This is a genomic window from Luteibacter rhizovicinus (assembly GCF_004342265.1).
GTDB classification, from domain to species: Bacteria; Pseudomonadota; Gammaproteobacteria; order Xanthomonadales; family Rhodanobacteraceae; genus Luteibacter; species Luteibacter rhizovicinus_B.
Genome location: NZ_SMCS01000005.1, coordinates 143,226 through 169,446, shown reverse-complemented (window position 1 = coordinate 169,446; position 26,221 = coordinate 143,226). Strand labels below are relative to the sequence as shown.

The 26,221-nt window shown below is 63.4% G+C and carries 25 protein-coding genes; 12 read left to right on the top strand and 13 right to left on the bottom strand.

All coding sequences use genetic code 11. The features are described 5' to 3' along the window. Positions 1-4 precede the first annotated feature (4 nt). Together rlmN and ndk are read right to left on the bottom strand one after the other, a co-directional pair. Positions 5-1,129, bottom strand: coding sequence for a 23S rRNA (adenine(2503)-C(2))-methyltransferase RlmN (gene rlmN / locus EC912_RS13760; RefSeq protein ID WP_243649279.1), 1,125 nt, complete (start codon positions 1,127-1,129; stop codon positions 5-7). 8 nt (positions 1,130-1,137) lie between these two features. Continuing rightward, positions 1,138-1,563, bottom strand: coding sequence for a nucleoside-diphosphate kinase (ndk, locus tag EC912_RS13755; protein WP_132145004.1), 426 nt, complete (start codon positions 1,561-1,563; stop codon positions 1,138-1,140). 232 nt (positions 1,564-1,795) lie between these two features. Here ndk and EC912_RS13750 point away from each other — a divergent pair, with 232 nt between their 5' ends. The 3 genes from EC912_RS13750 to EC912_RS13740 are packed head-to-tail and all read left to right on the top strand — an operon-like array spanning position 1,796 to position 6,135. Beyond that, positions 1,796-2,458, top strand: a complete 663-nt coding sequence (locus EC912_RS13750; protein WP_132145002.1) for a TetR/AcrR family transcriptional regulator — start codon at positions 1,796-1,798, stop codon at positions 2,456-2,458. Between the two features lie 45 nt (positions 2,459-2,503). Further along, positions 2,504-4,873 (top strand): 3-hydroxyacyl-CoA dehydrogenase/enoyl-CoA hydratase family protein, encoded by a 2,370-nt coding sequence (locus EC912_RS13745; protein ID WP_132145000.1) that lies wholly within the window; start codon positions 2,504-2,506, stop codon positions 4,871-4,873. A gap of 53 nt (positions 4,874-4,926) precedes the next feature. After that, positions 4,927-6,135, top strand: a complete 1,209-nt coding sequence (locus EC912_RS13740) for an acetyl-CoA C-acyltransferase (RefSeq protein WP_132144998.1) — start codon at positions 4,927-4,929, stop codon at positions 6,133-6,135. A 459-nt stretch (positions 6,136-6,594) separates the two neighbouring features. Here EC912_RS13740 and EC912_RS13735 read toward each other — a convergent pair whose 3' ends face one another. Further along, positions 6,595-6,930: a tRNA-binding protein gene (locus EC912_RS13735; RefSeq protein ID WP_132144996.1), complete on the bottom strand. Its 336-nt coding sequence runs from the start codon at positions 6,928-6,930 to the stop codon at positions 6,595-6,597. 2 nt (positions 6,931-6,932) lie between these two features. Next, positions 6,933-8,171 carry an NAD(P)/FAD-dependent oxidoreductase gene (locus EC912_RS13730; protein ID WP_243649278.1) on the bottom strand — a complete coding sequence of 413 codons (1,239 nt, stop codon included), beginning with the start codon at positions 8,169-8,171 and terminating at the stop codon, positions 6,933-6,935. A 179-nt stretch (positions 8,172-8,350) separates the two neighbouring features. Between EC912_RS13730 and EC912_RS13725 the strand changes: the two genes are divergently transcribed. After that, entirely contained in the window at positions 8,351-8,884 is a 534-nt protein-coding gene (locus EC912_RS13725; RefSeq protein WP_132144994.1) for a 3-hydroxyanthranilate 3,4-dioxygenase, read from the top strand. Here EC912_RS13725 and EC912_RS13720 read toward each other — a convergent pair. After that, complete coding sequence (locus EC912_RS13720) at positions 8,881-9,426, bottom strand: NUDIX hydrolase (RefSeq protein ID WP_132144992.1); 546 nt, start codon at positions 9,424-9,426, stop codon at positions 8,881-8,883. The genes EC912_RS13725 and EC912_RS13720 overlap by 4 nt on opposite strands. 157 nt (positions 9,427-9,583) lie before the next feature. Between EC912_RS13720 and EC912_RS13715 the strand changes: the two genes are divergently transcribed. The 3 genes from EC912_RS13715 (at position 9,584) to EC912_RS13705 (ending at position 13,806) form a co-directional block, all read left to right on the top strand. Next, positions 9,584-10,546, top strand: coding sequence for a transporter (locus EC912_RS13715; RefSeq protein WP_132144990.1), 963 nt, complete (start codon positions 9,584-9,586; stop codon positions 10,544-10,546). 217 nt (positions 10,547-10,763) lie between these two features. Then, complete coding sequence (locus tag EC912_RS13710; RefSeq protein ID WP_132144988.1) at positions 10,764-12,257, top strand: APC family permease; 1,494 nt, start codon at positions 10,764-10,766, stop codon at positions 12,255-12,257. Between the two features lie 100 nt (positions 12,258-12,357). Then, on the top strand, positions 12,358-13,806 hold the full coding sequence (locus EC912_RS13705) for an amino acid permease (RefSeq protein ID WP_132144986.1): 1,449 nt from the start codon (positions 12,358-12,360) through the stop codon (positions 13,804-13,806). A gap of 272 nt (positions 13,807-14,078) precedes the next feature. Here the strand turns inward: EC912_RS13705 and EC912_RS13700 are convergent, their stop codons facing one another. After that, positions 14,079-14,417: a high-potential iron-sulfur protein gene (locus EC912_RS13700; protein ID WP_132144984.1), complete on the bottom strand. Its 339-nt coding sequence runs from the start codon at positions 14,415-14,417 to the stop codon at positions 14,079-14,081. Positions 14,418-14,588: 171 nt separating this feature from the next. Here EC912_RS13700 and EC912_RS13695 point away from each other — a divergent pair, with 171 nt between their 5' ends. From EC912_RS13695 to EC912_RS13680, 4 genes are read left to right on the top strand one after another with little or no spacing between them, the layout of a single operon-like run. Beyond that, positions 14,589-15,233 (top strand): methylthioribulose 1-phosphate dehydratase, encoded by a 645-nt coding sequence (locus EC912_RS13695; protein WP_132144982.1) that lies wholly within the window; start codon positions 14,589-14,591, stop codon positions 15,231-15,233. Beyond that, positions 15,230-15,802, top strand: a complete 573-nt coding sequence (locus tag EC912_RS13690) for a 1,2-dihydroxy-3-keto-5-methylthiopentene dioxygenase (protein ID WP_132144980.1) — start codon at positions 15,230-15,232, stop codon at positions 15,800-15,802. Before EC912_RS13695 ends, EC912_RS13690 begins: the two co-directional genes overlap by 4 nt. A 51-nt stretch (positions 15,803-15,853) precedes the next feature. Further along, positions 15,854-16,540: an acireductone synthase gene (mtnC, locus tag EC912_RS13685; protein WP_132144978.1), complete on the top strand. Its 687-nt coding sequence runs from the start codon at positions 15,854-15,856 to the stop codon at positions 16,538-16,540. Next, complete coding sequence (locus tag EC912_RS13680; protein WP_243649277.1) at positions 16,524-17,552, top strand: C13 family peptidase; 1,029 nt, start codon at positions 16,524-16,526, stop codon at positions 17,550-17,552. Before mtnC ends, EC912_RS13680 begins: the two co-directional genes overlap by 17 nt. 201 nt (positions 17,553-17,753) lie before the next feature. Here EC912_RS13680 and EC912_RS13675 read toward each other — a convergent pair whose 3' ends face one another. From EC912_RS13675 to EC912_RS13665, 3 genes are all read right to left on the bottom strand, one after another. Beyond that, the gene (locus EC912_RS13675) at positions 17,754-18,548 is read right to left on the bottom strand and encodes an amidohydrolase (RefSeq protein WP_132144976.1); all 795 of its coding nucleotides are present in this window, start codon (positions 18,546-18,548) and stop codon (positions 17,754-17,756) included. After that, positions 18,536-19,681, bottom strand: coding sequence for a pyridoxal phosphate-dependent aminotransferase (locus EC912_RS13670; protein ID WP_132144974.1), 1,146 nt, complete (start codon positions 19,679-19,681; stop codon positions 18,536-18,538). The genes EC912_RS13675 and EC912_RS13670 overlap by 13 nt, the downstream gene beginning before the upstream one ends. Positions 19,682-19,759: 78 nt before the next feature. After that, complete coding sequence (locus tag EC912_RS13665) at positions 19,760-20,722, bottom strand: LysR substrate-binding domain-containing protein (RefSeq protein ID WP_132144972.1); 963 nt, start codon at positions 20,720-20,722, stop codon at positions 19,760-19,762. A 124-nt stretch (positions 20,723-20,846) separates the two neighbouring features. Between EC912_RS13665 and EC912_RS13660 the strand changes: the two genes are divergently transcribed. Next, positions 20,847-21,431 (top strand): FMN-dependent NADH-azoreductase, encoded by a 585-nt coding sequence (locus tag EC912_RS13660; protein WP_132144970.1) that lies wholly within the window; start codon positions 20,847-20,849, stop codon positions 21,429-21,431. A gap of 139 nt (positions 21,432-21,570) precedes the next feature. Here the strand turns inward: EC912_RS13660 and EC912_RS19410 are convergent, their stop codons facing one another. The 4 genes from EC912_RS19410 to EC912_RS13645 form a co-directional block, all read right to left on the bottom strand. Beyond that, complete coding sequence (locus tag EC912_RS19410) at positions 21,571-21,720, bottom strand: hypothetical protein (RefSeq protein ID WP_165973599.1); 150 nt, start codon at positions 21,718-21,720, stop codon at positions 21,571-21,573. Positions 21,721-21,960: 240 nt separating this feature from the next. After that, positions 21,961-22,794, bottom strand: coding sequence for a ribonuclease H-like domain-containing protein (locus EC912_RS13655; RefSeq protein WP_132144968.1), 834 nt, complete (start codon positions 22,792-22,794; stop codon positions 21,961-21,963). Next, entirely contained in the window at positions 22,791-25,262 is a 2,472-nt protein-coding gene (locus EC912_RS13650) for a DEAD/DEAH box helicase (RefSeq protein ID WP_132144966.1), read from the bottom strand. Before EC912_RS13650 ends, EC912_RS13655 begins: the two co-directional genes overlap by 4 nt. Before the next feature lie 683 nt (positions 25,263-25,945). Beyond that, on the bottom strand, positions 25,946-26,212 hold the full coding sequence (locus EC912_RS13645; RefSeq protein WP_132144964.1) for a DUF2845 domain-containing protein: 267 nt from the start codon (positions 26,210-26,212) through the stop codon (positions 25,946-25,948). Between the last annotated feature and the right edge of the window lie 9 nt (positions 26,213-26,221).

Sequence of the window (26,221 nt, the reverse complement as noted above, 5' to 3'; positions counted from 1 at the left end):
CCGCTCAAGCCGCATTCACCGATCCCTCTTCGAGCTTCTTGCGGAATTCCGCCTGACGGCGGGTACGATCGAGCACTTGCCCCTTCAACTGCCCGCACGCCGCATCGATGTCGTCGCCACGTGTGCGACGGAGCATGGTGAGCACCCCTGCGTTGAGCAATTGCGTCTGGAAGTCGCGGATCACCGTCGGGTCCGAGCGTTCGAAACGCGTACCCGGGAACGGATTGAAGGGAATCAGATTGACCTTGTTCCGGCCGTGCACGCGACGCATGAACTTGATGAGCTGGCGCGCATGCTCGGGCTGATCGTTCACACCCTTCATCAGCGTGTATTCGAAGGTGATGTGCGTACGCGGCCGACGCTCGTTGTAACGATCGCAGGCCGCCATCAACTCGGCCAGCGGATAGCGTTTGTTGAGCGGAACCAGCTCCGTGCGCAGTTCGTCGTTCGCCGCATGCAGCGAAACCGCCAGCGATACGTCGCTTTCAGTCGACAGGCGGTCGATCATGGGTACGAGGCCCGCGGTCGAGAGCGTGACGCGCTTGCTGGCCAGGCCAAAACCGAGGTCGTCGCGCATCAGGCTCATCGCGGCGACCACATTGTCGAAATTGAGCAGCGGCTCGCCCATGCCCATCATCACCACGTTCGTGATGCGACGCTGCTGGTGCGGCACGTTGCCGAGATGCTTGGCCGCCACCCAGACCTGGCCGATGATTTCGGCGGTCGACAGGTTGCGGTTGAACCCTTGTGTCGCGGTGGAACAGAACTGACAGTTCAGCGCGCAACCCACCTGCGACGACACGCAGAGCGTGCCGCGGGTGGGTTCCGGGATATAAACCGTCTCGATGGCGTTACCGCCATCCATGCCCAGCAGCCACTTGTGCGTGCCGTCGATCGCCGCTTTGTCGAACATCGACTTCGGCGGGCCGACATAGCACACGGCCGCGAGCTTTTCGCGCAGGCTCTTGCCGACATCGGTCATGTTCTCGAAATCGTTTTCGAGACGATGGTAGATCCACTTCATCACCTGCTCGGCGCGATAAGGCTTCTCGCCGAGTTGCGCGAAGTAGTCGCGCAACCCCTGGCGATCGAAGTCGAGCAGGTTGACCTTGTCTGCAGCCTGATTCACGTCATTGCTCAGCGCGGAAAGACTTCTGTCTCGGCGAAGAAGTAACCGATCTCGATCTTCGCATTATCGGCCGAGTCCGAGCCGTGAACGGCATTGGCATCGATCGAATCGGCGAAATCGGCGCGGATCGTGCCCGGCGCGGCTTCCTTCGGATTGGTGGCACCCATCAGGTCGCGATGGGCCAGCACGGCGTTCTCGCCCTGCAACGCCTGGATCACAACCGGACCGGAGATCATGAACTCGACCAGCGCATTGAAGAAGGGACGCTCCTTGTGCACGGCATAGAAGCCTTCGGCTTCCTTACGCGACAGGTGCTTCATCTTCGAGGCGACGACCTTCAGGCCGGCCTTTTCGAAGCGCGAGTAGATTTCACCGATGACGTTCTTGGCAACGGCGTCGGGCTTGATGATCGAAAGGGTGCGCTCCAGCGCCATACGGGTCTGCTCCGGGAAAAAATGAAGGGTGCCCCCCATTGGGGCGGTTGCCAGTAGTTTGAGGCCAAACGCGTCGCGAATGACGTACTTAGCTCACGAAATCTTGACAGATTCTAGCTCAATCGCAAGGCAATTGCAGGGCGAACCCTCTCAAGTTTGACCCGGCGCACAGGGCGGGCGTATTCTCAAACGATCGTTTGATACGACCCGTATCCCGCTGGAGGAACCCGACATGAGCACCTCACCGTTCGCCTCCCGGGAACGCACCACCAAGGAACGCATCCTTGGCGCGGCCGAAGCCTTGTTCGCCACCCATGGATTCGCCGGTGCATCGCTGCGTCAGGTGACCGCGGCGGCCAAGGTCAACCTCGCCGCGGTCAACTACCACTTCGGCTCGAAGGACAAGCTGATCGAGGAAGTATTCCGTCGCCGCCTCGACGAGTTGAATACGCGCCGCCTCGCCGCCCTCGCCCGCATCGCCGGCAAGCCGGAAACCCAGCTCGAGGATGTCCTCGACGCCTATATCCGCCCCGCCCTGGATCTGTCCCGCACGGATGGCGGCGGCGCCGCGTTCGTCCGCGTACTGGCCCGTGCCTACGCCGAACACAACGAAACGCTGCGGCGCTTCCTGTCCGAAAACTACGGCCATGTGCTGCGCCAGTTCGCCGGCGAATTCGGCCGGCTGCTACCCGGGCTGGCCAAGGAAGACATCTACTGGCGCCTGGACATCGTCACGGGCGCGCTTACTTACGCCATGGCCGACTTCGGCATCATCCAGCGCAAGACCGACGTCGCCGAGCGCGACCACCGCGAACAGGCCGCCGAGCACCTGATCCGCTTCGCCGCCGCCGGCATGCGCAACCCCTCATTCAAATCATCCACGGCCACTCGCTGACCGCGGACTTCCTCCTCGCAAGTGTCTGCATTACCGGAGATCACCATGACCGCAACACCGTTACGCATTCGCAAGGCCGCGGTACTCGGCGCCGGCGTCATGGGCGCGCAGATTGCCGCTCACCTGACCAATGCCAACGTGGAAACCGTGCTTTTCGACCTTCCCGCGAAAGAAGGCCCGAAGAGCGGCATCGCCCTCAAGGCGATCGAGAACCTCAAGAAGCTCTCGCCTGCTCCGCTGGCGGACAAGACCCGCGCCGCCGCGATCGTCCCGGCGAACTACGAGGACGACCTCGACCAGCTGAAGGACGTCGACCTCATCATCGAGGCCATCGCCGAGCGCATGGACTGGAAGCTGGATCTGTACAAGAAGATCGCTTCGCACGTGTCGCCGACCGCCGTGCTGGCCAGCAACACCTCGGGCCTGTCGATCAACGCGCTGGCCGAAGCGCTGCCCGAAGAGATGCGTCACCGCTTCACCGGCGTCCACTTCTTCAACCCGCCGCGCTACATGCATCTGGTCGAGTTGATCCCGACGCGGCTGACCGAGCGCAGCGTCCTCGACGGCCTTGAAGCCTTTCTGACGACGACGCTCGGCAAGGGCGTGGTCTATGCGAAAGACACGCCGAACTTCATCGGTAACCGCATCGGTGTGTTCTCGATCCTGTCGACGATGTACCACACCGAACAGTTCGGTCTCGGCTTCGACACGGTCGATGCGCTGACCGGTCCGGCCCTGGGTCGTCCGAAGAGCGCGACCTACCGCACCGCGGACGTTGTCGGCCTGGACACCATGGCCCACGTCATCAAGACGATGGCCGACACACTGCCGGACGATCCGTGGCACAAGTACTTCAAGGCGCCCGTCTGGCTGTCCGGCCTGATCGAAAAGGGCGCGCTCGGACAGAAGACCGGTGCGGGCTTCTATCGCAAGGCCGGCAAGGACATCGTCGTCCTCGATCTGGCGAAGCAGGATTACCGCATCTCCGAGCAGAAGGCGTCCGACGAGGTCGCAGCGATCCTTGCGATCAAGGACCCGGCCGAAAAGTTCGGCAAGCTGCGCGCGTCGTCCGATCCGCAAGCACAGTTCCTGTGGGCCGTATTCCGCGATCTGTTCCATTACAGCGCGTTCCATCTGGCCGATATCGCCGAGACCGCGCGTGACGTCGACCTCGCGATCCGCTGGGGTTACGGCTGGAGGCTCGGTCCCTTCGAGACCTGGCAGGCCGCCGGCTGGCAGCAGGTCGCCGGCTGGATCGCCGAAGACATCGCCGCAGGCAAGAGCATGAGCAATGCGCCCCTGCCCGCCTGGGTCACCGATGGCCGCAAGGGCGTGCACGGCAACGATGGCTCGTACTCGGCCAGTGCGTCGGCCGACAAGCCGCGCTCCAGCCATCCTGTTTACAAGCGCCAGCTGTTCCCCGATCCGCTCCTCGGCGAGAAGTTCGACCAGGGCAGCACCGCTTGGGAGAACGAAGGCGTGCGCCTGTGGAGCCACGGCGACGACATCGGCATCATCTCCTTCAAGACGAAGATGAACACCGTCAACGACTTCGTCCTGGACGGCGTGCAGCGCGCCATCGACGAAGCCGAGAAGCAGTTCAAGGGTGTCGTGCTCTGGCAGACCGCCGAGCCGTTCTCGGCCGGTGCGGACCTGAAGGGTGCGCTTGGCCTGCTGCAGTCCGGCAAGCTCGCGCAGTTCGAAGCCATGGTCGCGAACTTCCAGGCGACCAGCATGCGCATCAAGTATTCGCTGGTGCCCGTGGTCGCGGCGATCCGCGGCCTCGCCCTTGGCGGCGGCTGCGAATTTCAGATGCACTCGGCCCGCACGGTCGCGGCGCTGGAAAGTTATATCGGTCTCGTGGAAGCCGGCGTAGGCCTGCTCCCGGCCGGCGGTGGCCTGAAGGAATTCGCCGTGCGCGCGGCGAAGGCCAATCCGGAAGACCCGTTCGAATACCTGAAGAAGATCTTCGAGACCATCGCCATGGCGAAGGTCTCGGCGAGCGCGCTCGAAGCCAAGCAGATGGGACTACTGCGCGATGACGACGTCGTCGTGTTCAATCCTTACGAACTGCTTTACATCGCGAAACAGCAGGCATCCGCGCTGGCCGAATCCGGCTATCGCCCGCCGCTGCCCGCCCGTGCGATTCCGGTGGCCGGCGATGTCGGTACCGCCACGTTCAAGGCCTCGCTCGCGAATCTGGCCGAAGGTTATTTCGCCTCGCCGCACGACATCGACATTGCCAGCCGCATCGCCGACACGCTTTCGGGCGGTCGCATCGAGCGCGGTTCGCTGGTGGACGAGGCGTGGTACCTCGCCCTCGAACGTCGCCATTTCGTGGAGCTGGCCCAGACCGAAAAGACCCAGGCCCGTATCGCGCACACCATGACGACAGGGAAGCCGCTGAGGAACTGACGCGCCACGCGCGCGGACATTCCCATCGACCTCCCTTCTGACAGGACATAACCATGAGCAAGCAAGTTCAAGACGCCTATATCGTCGCCGCCACCCGCACCCCGGTAGGCAAGGCGCCCCGTGGCGTATTCCGCAATACCCGTCCCGACGACATGCTCGCCCACGTCATTCGCGCCGTGATCGAACAGGCGCCGGGCATCGACCCGTCGATCATCGCCGATGCCGTGATCGGCTGCGCGATGCCCGAAGCCGAGCAAGGCATGAACGTGGCGCGCATCGGCGTACTGCTGGCCGGCCTGCCGCAGAGCGTGCCGGGCGTCACGATCAATCGCTTCTGCTCGTCCGGTGTGCAGGCCATCGGCATGGCCGCGGATCGCATCCGTCTCGGCGAAGCCGACCTGATGCTGGCCGGCGGTACCGAAAGCATGAGCATGGTGCCGATGATGGGCCACAAGATCGCCATGAATCCGGCGCTCTTCGAGAACGATGAAAACCGCGCCATCGCCTTTGGCATGGGCATCACGGCCGAGAAAGTCGCGGAGCGCTGGAAAGTCAGCCGCGAAGACCAGGATCAGTTCGCCCTGCAAAGTCATCAGCGTGCGCTGGCCGCCATCGCCAACGGCGAATTCAGGGACGAGATCACACCGTTCCAGTTGGACGACCGCTATCCGGACATCCGCAACCATAGCGTGCACGAAGACCGCCGCATCATCGATACCGATGAAGGTCCGCGCAAGGACACCAGCATCGAGGTTCTCTCGAAGCTGCGTCCGGTATTCCGTAACGGCCAGTTTGGCGGTTCGGTCACGGCGGGTAACTCCTCGCAGATGTCCGACGGTGCCGGCGCGCTGTTGCTGGCAAGCGAGAAAGCCATCAAGGACTACGGCCTGACACCGCTGGCCCGTTTCGTCGGCTTCTCGGTCGCGGGCGTTCCGCCCGAGATCATGGGCATCGGTCCCAAGGAAGCAATTCCCAAGGCACTGAAGCAGACGGGTATCACGCAGGATCAGCTCGACTGGATCGAACTGAACGAAGCATTCGCTGCGCAGGCGCTGGCGGTCATCCGCGACCTCGGCCTCGATCCGTCGAAGGTCAACCCGCTGGGTGGCGCCATCGCGCTAGGCCATCCGCTGGGCGCCACGGGTGCGATCCGCGCCGCAACGCTGATCCACGGCATGCGTCGACGCAAGCAGAAGTACGGCATGGTGACGATGTGTATCGGCACCGGCATGGGCGCCGCGGGTGTGTTCGAGGCGCTGTAAGAAGACAAAGAACCCGCGGTCATCCGCGGGTTCTTTTTTTGGTTCTCCACTCGCTACGGGGACGATTTCGCGGCGTGGACCGGCATGCGGTCGTCTATGACCATGCGTCGACGCGATGCTTTCCTCCACGTGACCGCCGCATCCGGAAGAGCCGTCGGCCACCACCCTCGACGCGACTTGCGCAACCGAGCGCGAAGGGCGGACAAGGCCCGCAGGGGGCGGACCTGGATGGTCCGCCGTTTTTGCTGAGGCAGGGATGCCGAATCAAAAACCCCCGCCCGCAGCGCGGGCGCGACGGGGCGCAGCCATCAGACACAAGCCGCGCAGCGGCTCTCCTTCCCCGAGCGACGGTGAAGCCGGAGCGTCGAGGGTGGTGGCCGACGGCTCTCCCCGAAACGTCACAGCGCGAAAGCGATGGCGAAGCCGAGCCCTCCCCGAAAAGGCGTGAAGAACCCTTTTCTAGGCCAATCGCGTGCCGTTCGGTACGTGCCGCTCCGTCGTAGTGACAACGACACCTTCGTCGGTATGGAACCCAGTCAGCAGGAATTGCGAGCGGAACGGGCCGATCTGCTTCTCGGGAAAGTTGATCACGCCAACGATCTGCCGCCCCACGAGTTCGTCCGGGCTATAAACACCGACGACCTGCGCGCTGCTCTTGCGCTCACCGTACGGTCCGAAGTCCACCCATATCTTGTATGCCGGTTTGCGTGCCTCCGCGAACACTTCAACGCGCAACACCGTACCCGCCACCATCAGGACTTTTTCGAAATCGGCCCAGCTGATTTCCTGCGTCATGCTCAACCTTCCACTCGCCGTTTGAACCAGTCGGCCATCTCCGCATTCCAGTAGCTGGCTTGCGCCGCAAGATAACCGAACGGACGGTAAGTCGACACCAGCCCGAAGTCCGCGAAGGCTTCGCAGCCATCCTCGTCCACGGCAATGGCATCGGCCAGCGCTTCGCCGGCGGCGCATGTGGGCGCGAGGCCGTGACCGCCAAACGCCTGGGCGTACCAGAGTCCTTTGGCACGCGCGCCGACCTGGGGCATTTCATGTCGGGCGTAACTCATCAGGCCCGACCACGCATAGTCCACGCGTGCGTCCGCCAGCGACGGAAACACCCTGCCCATATCGTGGCGAAGCAGCCGTTGCACGGCACGCGCCGAACGATTGCGGATAGAGATGCGGCCGCCCCATAACAGACGCGTATCGGCCAGGGGGCGGTAGTAGTCGAATGCGAAACGTGTGTCGTAGACGGCGGCGCGCGTGCGCAGGCATTCCGCCAGGCGGTCGCCAAGCGGTTCGGTCACCATCACATAGGTGGCGATCGGCAGCACCGAACGATCGACCTTGCGATCGAGGCCCGCGAGGTATCCGCCGCACGCAAGGACCACGTGCCTGGCGGTTACGGCGCCGCGTGCGGTATGCACGGTCCATCCTTCGCCACGTCGCTCCAGCCAGCTCGCGGGACTGCCTTCGTGAATCGACACGCCGGTAGCCGCAGCGACACGCGCGAGGCCACGCGCATAGGCAAGCGGATCGATATGCAGCGCGTTGCGCTCGAAAAGACCGTCGTGGTAACGCGGACTGCGAACGAACTCGCGCATCGCGTCGGCGGGAAGCCACTGCCAGTCCGTACCGAACTGTTCCGCAAGCAATTGCTGCCGTTGCCGCAGCACGCCGGGATCGCGAAACCAGTTGGCCCATATAACGCCCGCGTCGACGGCGTCGCATTCGATGCCGAGCTTGTCGATCCGCTCGCGGATCAGATCCACGGCCGCCACGGTGCGCCCGTAAAGCGCGCGGGCCTTCTCGGCCCCGACCTTCTCCAGAAGCGCGCGCTCGCCCAGCGAATAACCGGCGAACACAAACCCGCCGTTACGCCCCGACGCGCCGAATCCGATGCGCTCGCCTTCCAGAAGGACGATATCGCGCACGCCACGGGCCGCCAGCCCAAGCGCGGTATTGAGTCCGGCGAAACCGCCGCCGACGACCACGGTCGATGCGTCCACGCGACCGTCGAGCGGTGCGTATCGCACGCCCTCGCCGTCTTTGGCTTGGTAGTAGGAATGAATCAACGGCAGAGCCCCCGCTCTCGAGACCGCAGGCAAGACGGATTGTTGTACGTGAGCGCCTGGCAAGGGGCAAGTGGCCTTGCTCCTACACAAAAAAACAAAAGGCGGTATCTTTCGCGCATGTACTTCCTGGCGCTCCGACCATGAGCCTGCTGCCTCCCATCGACCTCACGCGCTGGATCGACGAAAACCGCGCCTTGCTGAAGCCTCCCGTGGGCAACAAGTGCATCGTCGACGGCGACTTCATCATCATGATCGTGGGCGGCCCCAATGCGCGCACCGACTATCACTACGACGAGGGGCCGGAGTTTTTCTACCAGCTCGAAGGCGAAATGGTGCTGAAGGTACAGGACGAGGGACAACCGAAAGATATCCCCATCCGTGCGGGCGAGCTTTTCTATCTGCCGCCACGCGTACCGCACTCACCCCAGCGCATGCCCGACTCGATCGGGCTGGTCATCGAACGCCGCCGTCTGGCGGGCGAACGGGATGGGTTGCTGTGGTTCTGCGAACACTGCAACCATCTGTTATTTGAAGAATATTTCGTGCTCGACAGTATCGAATCGGACTTTCCGCCCGTGTTCGATCGTTTCTATCGCTCTCTCGAAGCCCGCACCTGCAGCCACTGTGGAACGATCCACCCAGCTCCGTCCCGCTTTGCGACGAACGAGGCCTAGTCTCCGTCCCGCTCCAGCCATTTCCGCGCCATGCGCCGAAGCGATGCATCGCTGGCCTCATCGTTGGCGATAGCCGTTATGTCGCACCACTGGAGATCCAGCGACTCTTCGCCAACCGCGAATTGCTCGTCGTCCGCGCGCACGATATAGCGGACGTCGTAATGCCAGTGCTCGGGCTCGTCGCCTCGCGCCGGAATGCGATGGCGATCGACATCGAACATGGCCGGCTCGGAACGCAGGGCGTCGATGCCGGATTCCTCCTGCGCTTCGCGTAACGCCACGCGCTCGAGGTCCAGGTCGCCATCGGCATGACCGCCCAGTTGGAGCCAGCGATTCAGCTTCCGATGATGCGTCAGCAGGACGCGCTGGCTATCGCCGCTTACCAGCCAGGCCGACGCCGTGAAGTGCGCGGCTGTGTGTTCGCGATGGAATGCATCCACGCCGACGTCGAGCAACTGCGCGAAATACAGCGTATCCGTCTCGTCGGGCCAGCGCGCCGCATAGCTCGCCAGTGAAAAACGCAGGTGGGGTAAATCCTTCATAGCCCGACGCAAAGCCCTACTTGTATGTCAGTGCAATTTTGGCATGGAAATTCAGATTAGTCTGATATCGGGACACGACCTCCGCTAACTAGCATCGACTCATGCGCACGATGCGCACCCTTTTCGCAGCATGCGCTGCATACGTAGGGAAACGTCGATGTATCCAAAGAAGTACCTGCCCGCCCTCCTCCTGATTGCCTTGCCCATGAGCGCCACCGCGGAACATTCGCTGGATGGCGTCAATTTCACCGGCCCACTCATTACGCCGAATCCCAATGCCCTGCCCGTGGGTGTGTTCAACGTCGAGCCCTACCTGATCCATACGAAAACCACCGGTCTATATGACTCGCACGGCGACCGGCACCGCACGGATTCGTCAACGCGCCAATGGCAGGTCGCACTGCCCATCAGTTATGGCGTCAGCGAGCGCCTGACCGCGCAGGTCACGCTGAACGCGGTGCATGCATACACCGAGGGTCGCCACAGCAGCGGAACACGCATGGGCGATACCTCGCTGCGCTTCAGCTATCTGTTGCAGGCGCCGAACGCCGACGGCACGCGCCCGGCATTCGCCGTCGCGGTCGCCCATCGCTTTCCGACCGGGGACTACCACCGGCTGGATACCAACCCGCTCAACGGCACGGGCAGCGGCGCGCAGCGCAGCACGCTTTCGTTCCTGGGCCAGCAGGTGGTCTGGATGCCCAACGGGCGTCCGCTGCGCTGGCGCGCCAATGTGAGCTGGAGTCCGGTACCGCCGAAGGTCGACGTCAACGGAACCAGCGTCTACGGCACGGAAACGGATTTCCGTGGCACGGCCCGACCGGGTCACTCGCTTTCCGCATCGGCGGCCGTCGAGTACAGCGTCGATTCGCGCTGGGTACTGGTGATGGAGGCGGCCTGGAGCCATGCCGGCGTAACCAGCGTCACCGGACGGCGCATGCCCGGACTGGCCGCGGAAAGCTTCCACTCCCCGACCCAGTCGGACTGGAGCCTCGCGCCAGCCGTCGAATACCACATCAGCCCGACGATCGGGATCATCGCCGGCGTGCAATTCAACATCGCCGGACGCAACACCGCCAGCTACGTCAGCCCGCAGGCTGCCGTGAACATGGTCTTCTGATGATGGTATCCAGCACTTTTCGCAACCGCCGCAAGTCATGGTCGGCGTCTCCGATTGCAAGCCCGCAGGCCTTGTGTCTGCCCGCATTGCAGCTTGTACCGTCGCGCCTCGCTAGGCTATGGTGCCCCGTCAACGCCTCCGGGCTTGGGCGAGCCGGCCGTGGCGTGCGTTACGGTCTTAATAAGAAAAGGCAACAACACGGCTGTAGGGGAGTAACATGCTGAAAAACTTATTCGCGACGCATCCTATCGAGGCCGCGCCGCACGTCGATGCGGGCGAACACATCGAGACGGGCGCACACAGCGGCAACGGCGAACTTAAACGCGTCCTTACCGCACGTCACCTCGTCTTGCTCGGTATCGGTGCCGTCATCGGTGCGGGTATCTTCGTCATCACCGGTCAGGCTGCCGCCCTGCACGCCGGTCCCGCCCTGGTCATCAGCTTCATCATCGCGGGCTTTGCCTGCGCACTCGCCGGACTCTGCTATGCCGAGTTCGCGGCGATGCTCCCGGTATCGGGCAGTGCGTATTCCTACTCGTACGCCACGCTCGGCGAGTTCGTCGCCTGGTTCGTCGGCTGGAATCTCGTGCTCGAATACCTGTTCGCGGCGGCGACCGTCGCCGCAGGCTGGTCGGGGTACTTCAACGAGATGCTCGGCATGATCGGGCACATGGTGGGAACCGACATCGCCCTGCCCATGGAACTGGCCTCCGCGCCGTTCAAGTTCGTCGAAGGCCACATCCAGGCCACCGGTACGATCATCAACCTGCCGGCCGTCGTGATCATCGCTGCACTCAGCGGTCTGTGCTACGTCGGCATCACGCAGTCGGCCTTCGTGAACTCGATCATCGTCGCGATCAAGGTCACCGTGATCCTGCTGTTCCTCGCCTTCGCGATCCAGGTGATCAATCCCAGCAACTGGCATCCGTTCATCCCGCCCAACGAGGGTGAGGGTACGTTCGGCTGGAGCGGCATCTTCCGTGCGGCGACCATCGTGTTCTTCTCCTACGTCGGTTTCGACGCGGTCTCGACCGCGGCGGGCGAAGCGAAGAATCCACAGCGCGACATGCCGATCGGCATTCTGGGTTCGCTGGCGGTCTGCACCGTGCTGTACATCGCCGTCGCCCTGGTGCTCACGGGCATCGCTCCGTTCCGCATGCTCAATACACCCGAGCCGGTTGCTACGGCACTGGGTCTGTATCCGCAGCTGTCGTGGCTGAAGGCTATCGTGGTGCTCGGTGCGATCACGGGTCTCAGCTCGGTCATCCTCGTGATGCTGATGGGTCTTCCGCGCATCTTCTTCTCGATGGCCAAAGACGGCCTGCTGCCCCCCGCCATGGGCAAGGTGCACCAGAAGTTCCGCACGCCTTACTTCGGCACCATCATCGTCGGCGTTGCCGCCGCGACCATGGCTGGTCTGTTCCCGGTCAGCGTGCTCGGCGAACTGGTCTCGATGGGTACGCTGCTGGCCTTCGCCACCGTGTGCGTCGGCGTGCTGATCCTGCGTTACACCCGTCCGGACCTGAAGCGCAGCTTCCGCGTACCGTTCGTGTGGCCGATCTGCGTCATCGGTGCCCTCGCCTGCGTCTACCTGTTCTGGCAGGCCTTCGAAGAGCACTGGCGCCTGATGCTGGGCTGGATCGTCATAGGCCAGATCATCTACTTCGGTTACGGCTACAGCCACAGCAAGCTACGCAAGCACAACGCGTAAGCGGCAGACAAGGAAGGGCCGGCATACGTGCCGGCCCTTCTCATTCCGGATCCGCGTTTTGCGGCTATCCTCGTCACGTTCATCATTATCCGGGCTATCCATGCTCCAGCAGTTACTCGCCAAGAAAGCTCCCCAGGCCGAACCCGACGACGCGCACGGTCCAGCGCTTCGCCGCACACTAGGTCCCTGGGGCCTCACCGCGCTTGGCATCGGTGCCGTCATCGGCGGTGGCATCTTCGTCATCACCGGCGTTGCCGCCGCGGATCACGCGGGTCCCGCGATCATTCTTTCCTTCATCCTTGCGGCGATCTGCAGCACGTTCACGGCACTGTGCTATGCCGAGTTCGCCTCGATGATCCCCGTTTCGGGCAGTGCCTACTCCTACGCTTATGCCACGCTGGGCGAAGGCGCGGCCTGGTTCATCGGCTGGAACCTCGTACTCGAATACGGCGTATCGGCTTCGGCGGTCGCGGTCAGCTGGACGGGTTACTTCGTCAGTCTGCTCGACCACATCGGCATACATATCCCGCCATTCCTTACCAATGCGCCACTGGATTATGTCGACGGGCACCTCGTCGCCACCGGCGCCTTGTTCAATCTGCCGGCGGTAGGCATCGTTCTTGCGCTGACCTGGCTCTGCTACGTCGGTATCCGCGAGTCCACCGGCATCAATATGGCCATGGTGCTGCTGAAGGTCGCGCTCATCGTCATCGTCATCATCGTCGGCGCGCGTCACATCGATACCAGCAACTGGCACCCGTTCATTCCCGAGAGCCAGGGCGGCGACAAGTACGGCTGGCACGGCGTGCTGCGCGGCGCGGCCATGGTGTTCTTCGCTTATATCGGTTTCGAAGCGACATCCACTGCGGCGCAGGAATCGAAAAACCCGCAGCGCGACATGCCCATCGGCACGCTCGCCTCGCTCGGTATCTGCACGGTGCTCTACATCGCCATGGCGGCGGTGCTTACCGGCCTCACGCCGTACGGCGAACTCGGCACCGCCGAGCCCGTCGTCACCGCCATCCGCAGCCATGCGGAACTCGGCTGGCTTCGCGGTGTGGTTGAAGTCGGTGCGTTGATCGGCCTGTCGTCCGTCGTCCTGGTCATGATCATCGCGCAGCCGCGCATCTTCATGATCATGGGACGCGACGGTCTGCTGCCGAAGGTCTTCACCACCATTCATCCGAAGTACCGCACGCCACACATCAATACCGTCATCACCGGTCTCGGCATCGCATTGCTCGCGGCGGTGTTCCCGCTCAACGTGCTTGGCGACCTGACGTCGATGGGCACGCTCATCGCGTTCTGCGCGGTGTGCGCCGGCGTGCTGATCCTGCGCAAGACGGCACCCGATCTTCCACGCACATTCCGCGTTCCCTGGGCTCCCGCGGTGTGCATTGCGGGCATTCTCAGCTGCATCGCGCTGCTCTTTACGATGAGCTGGTACAACTGGACGCTGATGGCGGTCTGGACCGTCCTCGGCATAGCCCTGTACATGGGCTACGGCTGGAAGCACAGCCGCCTGCGCCGGAGCAACAGCAAACTCTGAATGGCAGCAGGTTAGTGATGTAAGTGCATGAATATAAATGCATTCACATTCATGAACCATAGTCATTTAGCTGCCATTGGCCGGTCACGTCCCGGGAGGAGTATCATCCCGGTTCCGCGGGTTTTACTTGGCAGTGGGCCCCGGATTGCCGCCCAACGCGTCAGGCGGGTCAGCTCCTCGGCCTGACGCGCTTGGGCAGCATTTTCTGCCCGCACTTTCTTACGGGCAAAGAAAAGGCCGGCCTGTGGCCGGCCTTCTGGTTTGAGGCGAACTCAGACTGCCTTTGCGGCGTGCGAGACGCACCAACCCTTGGCGGCAACCGCCTTCCCCGGGAACAGTTGACAGGGACCGAACGCGTCCCCTGCCTTGCCCTGATAGAAATTGCAGTTGGCGCAGGTATCCCCGGCCTTATGCTTCGGATCGGTCGACGTACCGGCGTCCTCTACGTACTTCAGGGCGGCGGCGGTCGGGTCACTGGTAGCGAGGTGAGGCAAATCGGCAGCGAGCGCCATACGCGGGACGACGCCCACCACGGCGGCAGCGGCCACGGTACCTGCGGCCACCTTGAGGAAGCGGCGCCGGCCCTCATTATTCTGATCGTGTTGCGACATAGGTAAACCTCCGTCGATGGTATGCCGGCCTGCTCACGCGGCCGGTCCGTCGCAAATCGTACGCCTGCCACGGGCAGGCCTGCGAGAATGGCTCGCATTCCCGATTCCCCCCAGCCAGACACCCACCAGCCCCATGGTATAGTCGGCCTCGTTTTGGACGTCCAAATAGTCATGTCGAAAGACCATAACCCTATCGATCCGATCCTGTTCGCCGAACGCGCCGACGCCATCGCGGATGCCGCGCGCGATCTGGCCGCCTTCGGATGGACTCCGGCGACGAGCAGCAATTTTTCGATGCGGCTCAACGACGACCTGGCGGCGATCACGATCTCCGGCCGCGACAAGGGCCGACTCGGTCGCGACGACATCATGACCGTCGACATGGAAGGCCTGCCCGTCGGTACGGAGGCGCGACCGTCCGCGGAAACCGCCCTGCACACGCAGATCTACCGCCGCTATCCGAATGCCAACGCCGTGCTGCATACGCATTCGCGCACGCAGAGTGTCGCCTCCAGACTGTTCGCCGAAAATGGCGTCGTTCGCCTGGAAGGCTGGGAACTGCAAAAAGCGATCGCAGGCTATACGACACACGAAAGCGTTCTCGACATCCCCGTCTTCCCGAACACCCAGCACATGCCCGAACTGGTTGCCCAGGTCGACGCATGGATCGACAGCGGCAAACCGCTCTACGCCTACCTGATCAACGGGCATGGCATCTATACCTGGGGCCGCGACATGCCCGAGACCCGCCGCCATCTCGAAGCCCTGGAATTCCTGCTGGGCTGCGAACTCGACCTCCGGAGGCTTTCCCCATGAGCCGTTTGCGCATTTACGACGATACAAAACACGAAGCGCCCGTTGCCATCCATAACAGTCACGCCGATATCTCAGCGGCGCTCGGAAAGGTAGGCGTCCGTTTCGAACAATGGGCAGCCAGACAGCCGATCGAACCCGGCGCGACGCAGGATGAGGTCATCGAAGCCTATCGCGGCGACATCGAGCGCCTGATGAGCAGCGAGGGCTATCAGTCCGTCGACGTCATCAGCCTGAAACCCGATCACCCGGACCGGGCGACGTTGCGCCAGAAGTTCCTGAGCGAGCACACGCACAGCGAGGACGAAGTGCGCTTCTTCGTCGCCGGCGCCGGCCAGTTCACGCTGCACATCGACGGCCGCGTTTACGAGGTATTGTGCGAACAGGGCGACCTGATCGGCGTTCCCGATGGCACGCCGCACTGGTTCGACATGAGCGAATCGCCCTACTTCGTCGCCATTCGCCTTTTCACCAGCAAGGATGGCTGGGTCGCGACGTTCACCGGCAAGGACATCGCCGACCGCTTTCCCCGCATGACGCCGCACGCGTCTGCCGTCGCCGCCGTATCCTAGACGTCGACGCTCGTTTATCCTGCGGGTTCGTCCGATCCGCAGGCCCTCCTCATGTCAGAAATCCGCGTCATTCTTACCGATATCGAGGGCACCACCAGCTCGATCGACTTCGTGCGCGATACGCTGTTCCCTTACGCGCGCAAGCGCCTGCCGGCCTTTGTGGAAACCCACGCAGACACGCCCGAGGTACAGCACTGGCTGCATGAGGCGGCGAAAGAAGCCGGCATCGTCGAAGCGCCACGCCAGGAGATCATCGACCTGCTGCTCCGCTGGATCGACGAAGATCGCAAATCCACGGCGCTGAAAGCGCTACAGGGCATGATCTGGCGGGAAGGCTACGAAAACGGCGAATACCGTTCGCACATGTACCCGGAAGTAGCAAAGCGCATGCGCGAGTGGCGCGCCGATGGGCTGCACCTGTACATCTATTCGTCCGGCTCGGTGGCTGCGCAGAAGCTCCTCTTCGGCTACAGCGAGAGCGGCGATCTGACGCCATTGCTGGCTGGCTATTTCGATACGGAAACCGGGCCGAAGCGCGAGACCGCCTCGTATGCCCGGATCGCCGAATCCATCGGCGAAAATCCCGATCACATCCTGTTCCTGTCGGACATAACCGCCGAACTCGACGCCGCCCGCGAAGCCGGCATGCGTACCACCTGGCTGGTTCGCCCCCCGCAGCCGCTGCCAGACGCTGCCGATCACACGCCCGTGGCGGACTTCGATGCCATCACGTTCTGAACGGGGCGCACGTCGCGCCATTCCGATCCTTCTGGCTTTCGCCGCCGGCGTCCTTGTCATGCTGGCGGTCGCCCGGCTGAGTCCGGCGCCCGAAGAAGCGCCTGTCCCCGAACGGACCGCTGCGGCGGCGCCGGCGACCACGGCACCTGCCCCCGCCTCGACCTCACCCGAGGCCGACGACGACACCGTCCAGACGGACCAATGGCCCAGCGACGGTCCCACGCCCGAGCAGGTGATGACCGGCCAGCCGGCCGAACTGCGTAAGGCGCTGGCGCACCTGGCGCCACGTGAGCCGGGCCACCCGAACGTCTACGCCATCGCGTTCGCGGCCGACGCCTCCGAAGATGTCTTCCGCAACGAAGCGGAATACCTCGACACCCTGATGACGCGTCGCTTCGGAAGCGCCGCGCATACGCTGGTCCTGGAAAACCACCCGGACACGCTGTCCAGCCGGCCGCTGGCAAGCTGGACCAATCTCGAAGGCGCGCTCGACGGATTGGCCTCCGTGATGCATCCGGACGAGGACATCCTGCTGCTCTACCTGACCACGCATGGCGGCGACGATCATTCGCTGCTGGTGGACATGGACCCGTTACCGCTCGACCAGCTCGATCCCGACGGACTCGCCGACATCCTGGCCAAACATCCCTTCCGCTGGAAAGTGATCGTGGTCAACGCCTGCTATTCGGGCGGCTTCGTCCCGAAATTACGCGGTCCCGGAACGCTGGTGCTTACGTCGGCACGCACCGATCGTACGTCGTTCGGTTGCGGAGTCGATTCGGACATCACGTACTTCGGCCGCGCGTGGCTGGCCAACGGACTCAATGCGACGCCGGACTTCATCGAAGCATTCGGGCAGGCACGCACGGAGATCGCAGGCTGGGAAAAACGCGACACGCTCACGCCATCCGAACCGCAGATCGACACAGGCAGCGGCATCGCCGACCACCTTGCCGCCTGGCGCAAGGCAACGCATATCGGTCAGGCTGTACCTTTCGCGGCGGCGAAGTAAAAACCAGTCGCCGCCTCGAACTCCGCCCTCCACTCAACGTCGTCCCTGCACAGGCAGGGACCCAGTGCGATGCATGGGGTTGTCGCGAGAGCGTCCGAACAGCTCTGCGCGGCCACGTGGGCAGGCGACACGTCAGCCATGCCCTGCTTCAACGCTTCGTTGGCTTTCGCGCGCAGGCGCGCTCCCACAGAGAGAGCGGCGTCAGCCGATCGTGAAGCGATCCGCATCCATCCATGCAGGGAAGCGCTCGCGGTGAGCGTGCAGCGGAGCCGGGTCGAGCGTCACCGTCACCACCTGCTCCTGCGGGCCCAGCTCGATCAACGGCTCGCCGACCGGATCGACGATGACGCTATCGCCCGCATACGGAAGCTCGTTGCCGTCCGTTCCGACGCGATTGACGCCGACGACATAGGCCAGATTCTCGATTGCCCGCGCACGCAGCAGCGTGCGCCAGGGCTGGCGACGCGGAGCGGGCCAGTTCGCGACGAAGATTGCAAGGTCGTAGTCCATGCCACCCTCGGCTTCCTCGCGTCGACCGTTGCGCAGCCAGACGGGAAAACGCAGGTCGTAACAGACCTGCGGCAGGATGCGCCAACCCTTCAGCTCGACGACCAACCGATCGTTGCCGCCGCCATAGCGCGTATGTTCGCCGGCCATGCGGAACAGATGACGCTTGTCGTAATACGAAAGCGAACCATCCGGACTGGCCCAGATCAGGCGGTTGTACACCGTCTCGCCTTCGCGAATGACGAGGCTACCCGTCAACGTGGCGCCGACTTCCGCTGCCAGCGAACGCATCCAGACAACGCCCTCGCCGTCCATCGTTTCGGCGTTGGCGAGCGTGTCGTTGGTAAAGCCGGACAGGAAGGTCTCGGGCAGTACGAACAGATCGCTGGATAGGGCACCGCGCACCAGCTGTCCGTAGTACTCGCGATTTGCTCTCGGGTCGTGCCAGCGCGTAGCGCCCTGCACAAGGGAGACGGTCAGAGTTTGCATAGGCGTTCCGCAGCGGCCTCCATGGTCGCATCGTTCTTCGCGAAGCATAGCCGGACCAGCCGGGTGTCGGGCGCCGTCTCGTAGAACGGCGTCAGCGGAATCACCGCCACTCCGCCTTCGCGGACCAGATACTCGCTGAAATTGATATCGTCGATGTCGCGGATAGCCGTGTAGTCGACCAACTGGAAATAGCCGCCGGGCACATCGAGCAGCTTCAGGCGCGACGGTGCGAGCAACTCGCGGAACCGGTCGCGCTTGGCCTGATAGAAGGCCGGAAGCTCAAGATAATGCTCGGGGCTGGATTCCAGGAATTCCGCGAAAGCCCACTGCGCCGGACTGAACGTGCAGAACGTCAGGTACTGGTGCACTTTGCGGAATTCCGCGGTCAGTGCCTTCGGCGCGATGGCATAACCGACCTTCCAGCCCGTGCAATGGTAGGTCTTGCCGAACGACGACACGACAAAGCTGCGCGCGGCCAGTTCCGGATGACGAAGCACGCTCTGGTGTTCGGCACCGTCGAATACGATGTGCTCGTAGACCTCGTCGGAGAGGACGAGGATGCTCGTGTCACACACGATAGCGGCCAGCTCGTCGAGATCGGCGCGCGAAAGCACGGCACCCGACGGATTGTGCGGCGAGTTGATCAGGATCATCCGCGTCTTCGGCGTGACCGCGTCGCGAACGCGCTGCCAGTCGATACCGAATTCCGGCAAGGTCAGCGGAATATGGACCGCCCGCGCTCCCTGCAAATCGATCGCGGGCTCGTAGCTGTCGTAACACGGGTCGAATACGATCACTTCGTCGCCAGCCCGCACCACAGCGGCAATCGCAGCGAACAATGCCTCGGTCGCGCCGGAAGTCACGGTCACTTCGGTATCGGGACTGACTCGATGACCGTAGAGCCGCTCGGTCTTCAGCGCGATCTGTTCACGCAGCTTCGGAATGCCGATACCCGGCGCGTACTGATTCTTACCCTCGGCCATGGCGCGGGTGATCGCATCGCGCAACGCTTCGGGTGGCTCGAAGTCGGGGAATCCCTGGCCCAGGTTCACCGCTTTGTGCTCGAGCGCGAGCTGGCTCATGACGCTGAAAATCGTGGTGCCGACTTTCGGCAGCTTGGTATCGATCTGCATTGTGCCTTCACATTTGGACGGCCAAATGGCGCCCCCGTGCCGCCATGCTAGCACGAGGGCTTTCGCAGGCGAGAGGCCTCAGCGCAAGCCGCGCTTCTTCCTGGCGTTCTCGCATTCCTTGTGCTGATCCATCTGCGCCTGCGGAAGACGGTCGGCGAGGAAATCCACGAAGCTGCGGATGGCCGGCAGCAGGCCGCGGCGGCTGGGGTAGACGAAGTGCAGCGTGCCCTGTGCGGTGCTGTATTCGGGAAGTACCCATTCGAGTTCGCCCGAGCCGATCAGCGGCGCACAGTAATCTTCCGGCATCAGCGCGACGCCGCAGCATTGCAGCGCCGCGCTCATCAGCACCGAGAAATCTCCGCTGATCAGACGCGTACGAACCTCCACGGCGGCCTTCTTGCCCTGGGTGTCCACCAGTTCCCAGACCTGCGCGCCTTCATGCTCGTACATCGAAAGCGCGGGCAGCGCGGCCAGGTCTTCCAGCGTCTTCGGGCGGCCGTGGGTATCGAGGAATTTCGGGCTGGCGACAAGCAGGTTGCGCGCATAACCAAAGCTGCGCAGGACCAGCGTCGCGTCGCTATCGAGCTTTTCACGGACGCGGATCGCCACGTCGAAGCCTTCGCCGATCAGATCGACGCGGCGGTTGGTGGCCGTGAGGCGAACCTGCACCTTGGGGTGTTCGAGCATGAAGGCGGGCAACATCGGCCCCAGCACATGCTGGGCAAGCGACACCGGGCAACTGACCCTGACGACGCCGCGAGGCTCGGTTCGCAATTCGTCGACGGCGTCCTGCGCCGCCCTTGCCTCTTCAAGCACGGCCCGGCAATGCGCGTAGAAGCGCTCGCCGATCTCGGTGACCACGAAACGGCGGGTGGTGCGCTGGAGCAGGCGGACGCCCAGACGGTCTTCCAGCTGGGCGATACGCTTGCTCAGCCGGGATTTCGGAATACCGAGCGCCCTGCCCGCCGCCGAAAAACCGCCGTGTTCCACCACGGCCGCAAAGAAATACAGATCGTTCAGATCCTGCAGTGCCCCTTCCATCGCGATCCCATCGTTTCCCATTCAGAACGATCAGTCTACATCGGACGGGCTAATCGTTGCATTGTCTGCCGAGTATCGTGCGTTGCCATACCGCCACGGCGGCCAGGCAACGAGGATTAACGTCATGAAACTTCTGCATGTCGATTCCAGCGCTCTGGGTGTCCATTCCGTGTCGCGCGGCCTGACGGCGGCCGTTGTCGCGGAATTCAAGAACAACCATGCCGACCTCGAGGTCGTCTACCGCGACCTGGCCGCCGCGCCGCTGGCCCACTGGACGCCGGTCGCCGATGCCGCCGATCCGGCCTCCATCGAGGCCAATCGGGTCATGGACGAGTTCCTGGCCGCCGACGTCGTCGTCCTCGGTGCCCCCATGTACAACTTCGGCATCCCCAGCACGCTGAAAGCATGGATCGACCGCATCGCCGTCGCCGGCAAGACATTCCGCTACACGGCAAACGGCCCTGAAGGCCTCGTCGGCGACAAGCGTCTCATCGTCGCTTCGTCGCGTGGCGGTATCTACAGCCAGGGCACGCCGGCAGCGGGCCTGGATTTCCAGGAAAACTACCTGCGGGCCGTATTCGCCTTCCTCGGCATCAACGAGATCGAGTTCGTCCGTGCCGAAGGCGTGGCGATGAGCGCCGATCACAAAGACGTCGCGGTACAAGGCGCGCTGGCCGGCGTCGGCAGCTTGCTGCGCAAAGCGGCGTAACCTGCAGGGCTGAGCATCATGCATGACGCTCGGCCCATGCTTGATCCACGCTTGTGTAGGAGCGCTCTCAAGCGCTCCTACATTGAAGCGGACCCGGCGAGAGGCTGACGCATCGACACGGCCGCATGGAAGCCAAACATCACGCCGACGATTGTTTCCCCGGCTTTTTCTTCGGCATATTCTGCGGCTCGGTCGCACCGCCCTCGCCCGGGAGCTTCGGCTTGCCGCGCGAGGGTTTCAGTTGCTCTTCCGGATAACCCGAGTTGGGCTGCTTGCCCTGCTCTTTCATTGTGTCGCCTCGTCGAGTCATGACCTGACGCGCTGCTGACAGGCGGCGTGGCCGCATTCGCACTGACCGCTCATGACCTGGCTTTCCACGGCCAACCTGCAGGCCTCGCTGCAATATTCCTGTTCCACCGGCACGCGACAATTGCATGCGTCGTGATCGCAGGGTTTGGTTTCCTCACTCATCGTCGAATGCCTCCATCTGTTCAAAGAGGTCAGTCGTCAAGGTTGCGCGGCAACCCGTCTATTTTTCGTCATCGGCCCAGGCATGCGCCTTCACCAGCAAACCACCGAGACTGCGTACATCCTGAAGATTGTGCGCGGCGACGCGTTTGAGATCGGTCGATGGTCCGCCGCGCAGATAGGTCAGCCATGCACGCGGGGCTTCGGAACCGGGCAGATCGTCTTCGCGAACGACATTCAGCAACTGGCGCTCCGCGGTCGCCATGCGGCAGTTCGGCCATACGTGACGATAACGCCGCCTCATCGGATGCAGCAGGTCCACATGCGGCAGTCCGAACAGCGGATTCGTCATCCGCGCCAGACGATAGCGCGTGGCCAGCAAGGGAGCGTCGTAAGATTTTCCGTTGTAGCTGACCAGCACGGTTTCCTCGTCGAGCCACGCCGCGAATGCACACAGCATCGCCGGTTCGGCACTCATCGCCGTGATGTAGAGCTGACGCACGCGCAGGGTTTCGTCGTGCCAGTCCGCCGCCCCGATCATGAAGGCACGCGTGCCCGTTCCACCGGCAAGACCCGTGGTTTCCGTGTCGAAATGCAGGAAGCGATGGCGCGCGGCGGGCTCGAGTTTCGCGAAGGACAGATCGAGCACGGACGGCGCATCGGGCCACGCGAAGCGCTGCTCCAGATAACGCAGACCCGGCGCGAGTTCGTCGCCGGGAACATCGCGGCTCGCGCTGCGTGTCGTCACGGGCAGGCCGAGTCGTTGCCGTACTCCGGCCATGCGGCGTAACGCGTCAATGTCCGGTCGTGCAGGTGCCGGCGGACGTATCTTCGGAATCACGGGCGCGCCGGCCTCGCGACGCAAGCTCGCCAAACGAAGCGCAAGTTCGCTCATGCCGTGGCACCGAGCAGACGCAGCACGCGTGCCGCAAGCATGCGAGGCGTTTCCTCGCGATGTTCGTCGGCGGCCAGCACCGGCCCGACACACGCGGGACAGCCGGCCTTGCATTCGCAGCCATCGACTGTCGCAAGCGCAAGCCGGATCAACTCAGCGGCCCGATGGAACAACGGTTCGCTAAGGCCGACGCCACCGGGAAAATTGTCGTAGAGATAAACGGTAGGGAGGAAACGCTCCAGCGTATCGATCCTGTCCAGTCCACCGTCCGGTGCCCGAACCTGCCCACGGCCACTGGCATCGACATGCGCCGACCATTCGCCTTCGCCACTACCGACGGCTTTCTGCAGATCGCGCGCTTCGGCCATCACCGCGACGATGGCTGCGGTGTGCAACGCATACCCGGCGCCAAGAAAACCGTCCAGCGCCGCCTGCCGGGATGGAAAAGCCTCGTCGAGCGTCGCTTGCGGCAACTGCCACCATACCGCCGTGGTATGCAACTCCTGATCGGGCAGATTCACCGGACCGTAGCCGATGTTTTCATGCGTGTAGTAGCGGATTTTCTTGTAACCGGACACACGGCGAATCACATGGACCTCGCCGTGCCGCGCACTTCCTTCCCCCGCATTCGTGCCATCGAAACATTCCAGCTCCTTGAGCCGGGTGTAGTCGATGGCATCGGTGTAGTAATCGACATGCGTGCGCGTGCAGTACGCCTTGCGCCCTTCCCAGTCGAGCTTTTCGATCTGGTAAGGCACGGACTGAACCATGTGGATCGCGCCTTCGTACAGCGTCAGGGCAGCTGCCGAATAGTCGACCTCGGCGATGATCGTCTGCCGCCCGCCGGTACGGTCGACGACAACAAAATTGCCGTCGGCCACCGAACGCAGACTGACCGCTATGGCGGGATAGCTATCGGCGATCCATTCCCAGCGATCGCCCTCGCGATGCAGCACCTCACTTTCGGCCAGTACCTGCAGATACGGCTCGGCATCGACCGGCCCGAACGTATCGCCGCCCACGAAAGGCAGCTCGAACGCCGCGCAGCGGATGTGGTCGAGCAGGATCAGAGGCTGATCGGGCTGGATACGCGCGTGCTCGGGACTCGCTTCCGTCAGAAACGCCGGATGGCGCATGAGGTACTGGTCCAGCGGCGCACTGGTCGCCACCAGCACGCCCAGCGACGGCTGCTGGCGGCGTCCCGCGCGACCGAAACGCTGCCAGGTTGCCGCGATCGAACCGGGATAACCGTTGAGCACCACCGCATCCAGGCTGCCGATGTCGACGCCCAGTTCCAGCGCCGAGGTGGATACGATGCCATCCACGTTGCCCGCACGCATCTCGCGCTCCACCTCGCGCCGCTCGGTCGGCAGATACCCGCCGCGATAGGCGCGGATGCGCGCGGGTTTCCGCGGATCGTGATCGAAAACATCTTTCAGATACTTCGTCAGCACCTCCACCATCAGCCGCGACTGGGCGAACACCAGCGTCTTCAGCTTTGCCTTGATAGCGACGCGCGCGATGAGGTTCGTCTGGGAACGCGCCGAGGCACGCAAACCCAGATCGGGATTGATCACGGGTGGGTTCCACAGCAGCACGTGCTTGTCGCCACTCGGCGCTCCGCTCTGTGCAATCGTGGTCACATCGTCTTCGATCAGCGCCTGCGCATGTTCCGTCGCATTGCCGATGGTGGCCGAACACAGCACGAACTGCGGACGCACTCCGTAAAACGCACAGATGCGCCTGAGCCTGCGCAGCACGTTGGCCAGATGCGATCCGAACACGCCGCGATAGGTATGGATTTCGTCGATAACCACATAGCGAAGATTCTCGAAAAACTGCGCCCATTTCGTGTGATGCGGCAGGATCGCCTGGTGCAGCATGTCCGGATTGCTGACCACCACGTCGCCGTGCAGCCGGATCGCCTGCCGGGCATCGCCGGGCGTATCGCCATCGAACGTAAAAGCCTTCACGCCAAGATCGCCGGCACGGTTGATGTCGAGCAGTTCGGCAACCTGGTCCTGCGCGAGCGCCTTGGTGGGAAACAGGTAAAGCGCTTTTCCACCGCTTTCCAGCACGGAGGCGATCACGGGCAACGTGTAGCAGAGCGTCTTGCCCGATGCCGTCGGCGTAGCCACCAGCACGTGCCGGCCGGCGCGCGCGGCGTCCCATGCTTGCCGCTGATGGCTGTACAGACGGTCGATGCCGCGCGAACGCAACGCGGTGGCCAGGCTCTCGGGAAGGTCGTCGGGTAGCGGCACGAACGCCCCTTCCCTGCCGAAGACGGTGAATGCGGATGCCACACGATCGCCGTACTTGGCGGTAAGGCGACTAGCCAGCGCATGACCGTCGAGTGCCGTTCCGACGACAGCGTCGCTCTCGTCGGAACGTAGAGTGGAAAGGTAGGCAGCCACGGGGAGCGCTCGACGACAGACGGGGGCTTCCGTTGTAGAGCCGTGTCGTCTCATATCCTGCGACCCCTTGCGAGAGGCCCGGCATGCGGTCACCTATACCCATGCGTCAACGCGCTGCTTTCCCCCACGTGACCGCCGCGTTCGGCAGAGCCGTCGGCCACCACCCTCGACGCGACTTGCGGAACCGAGCGCGGCGGGCGGACCAGGCCCGCAGGGGGCGGACCTGGACGGTCCGCCGTTTTTGCTGAGGCAGGGAGGCCGAATCAAAAACCCCCGCCCGCAGCGCGGGCGCGACGGGGCGCAGCCATCAGACACAAGCCGCGCAGCGGCTCTCCTTCCCCGAGCGACGGTGAAGCCGGAGCGTCGAGGGTGGTGGCCGACGGCTCTCCCCGAAGCCTCACAGCGCGAAAGCGATGGCAAAGCCGAGCCCTCCCCCAAAAAAAGCGGCGCCGTTTCGGGCGCCGTTAAAGGGGGCAATCGAGGTTAACTGCCCACTGCCCGAGGTCTGCCGACCCCGATCAGGAGCACCTGTAGTGAAGCAGGTACGTGTCGTGCCGTCTGTAGGCGATGACCTACAAATCGGTGATTTAGGCGTGAAAAATGCCGCGATCAGTCGCGAACCCGTGAGTTACACGCACACATAGACCCGCACGGAAGCCCGATGGCGTCCTGTGTAGCGAAGTCCAGAGGGCGGCCCGTCGCGTATGCGTCACGGGCCAGTTGTCGCGGAGGTCACGTCAGGAATCGATTTCCACGATCTTGTCGACGCGGCCGTTCCTGATAAAAATCTGCACCGTCTTATGGTCGACGTCGTAGTCGAGGCGATCACCTTCGTAGCCGCCCGCGGCGGCCTCGATGGGACGTGTGCGCGAGGGCTTGCCCGCCACCTGGTAAACCTTGCCTTCCGAGTCGCCCACGGAAAGTACGCTGGAACCTATCCTGACCGTGCTTCCGGCGAAGGCGACACCGGCAACGCACAAAGCGAGCACAAAGCTCGCGGCCATCCCTGCTTT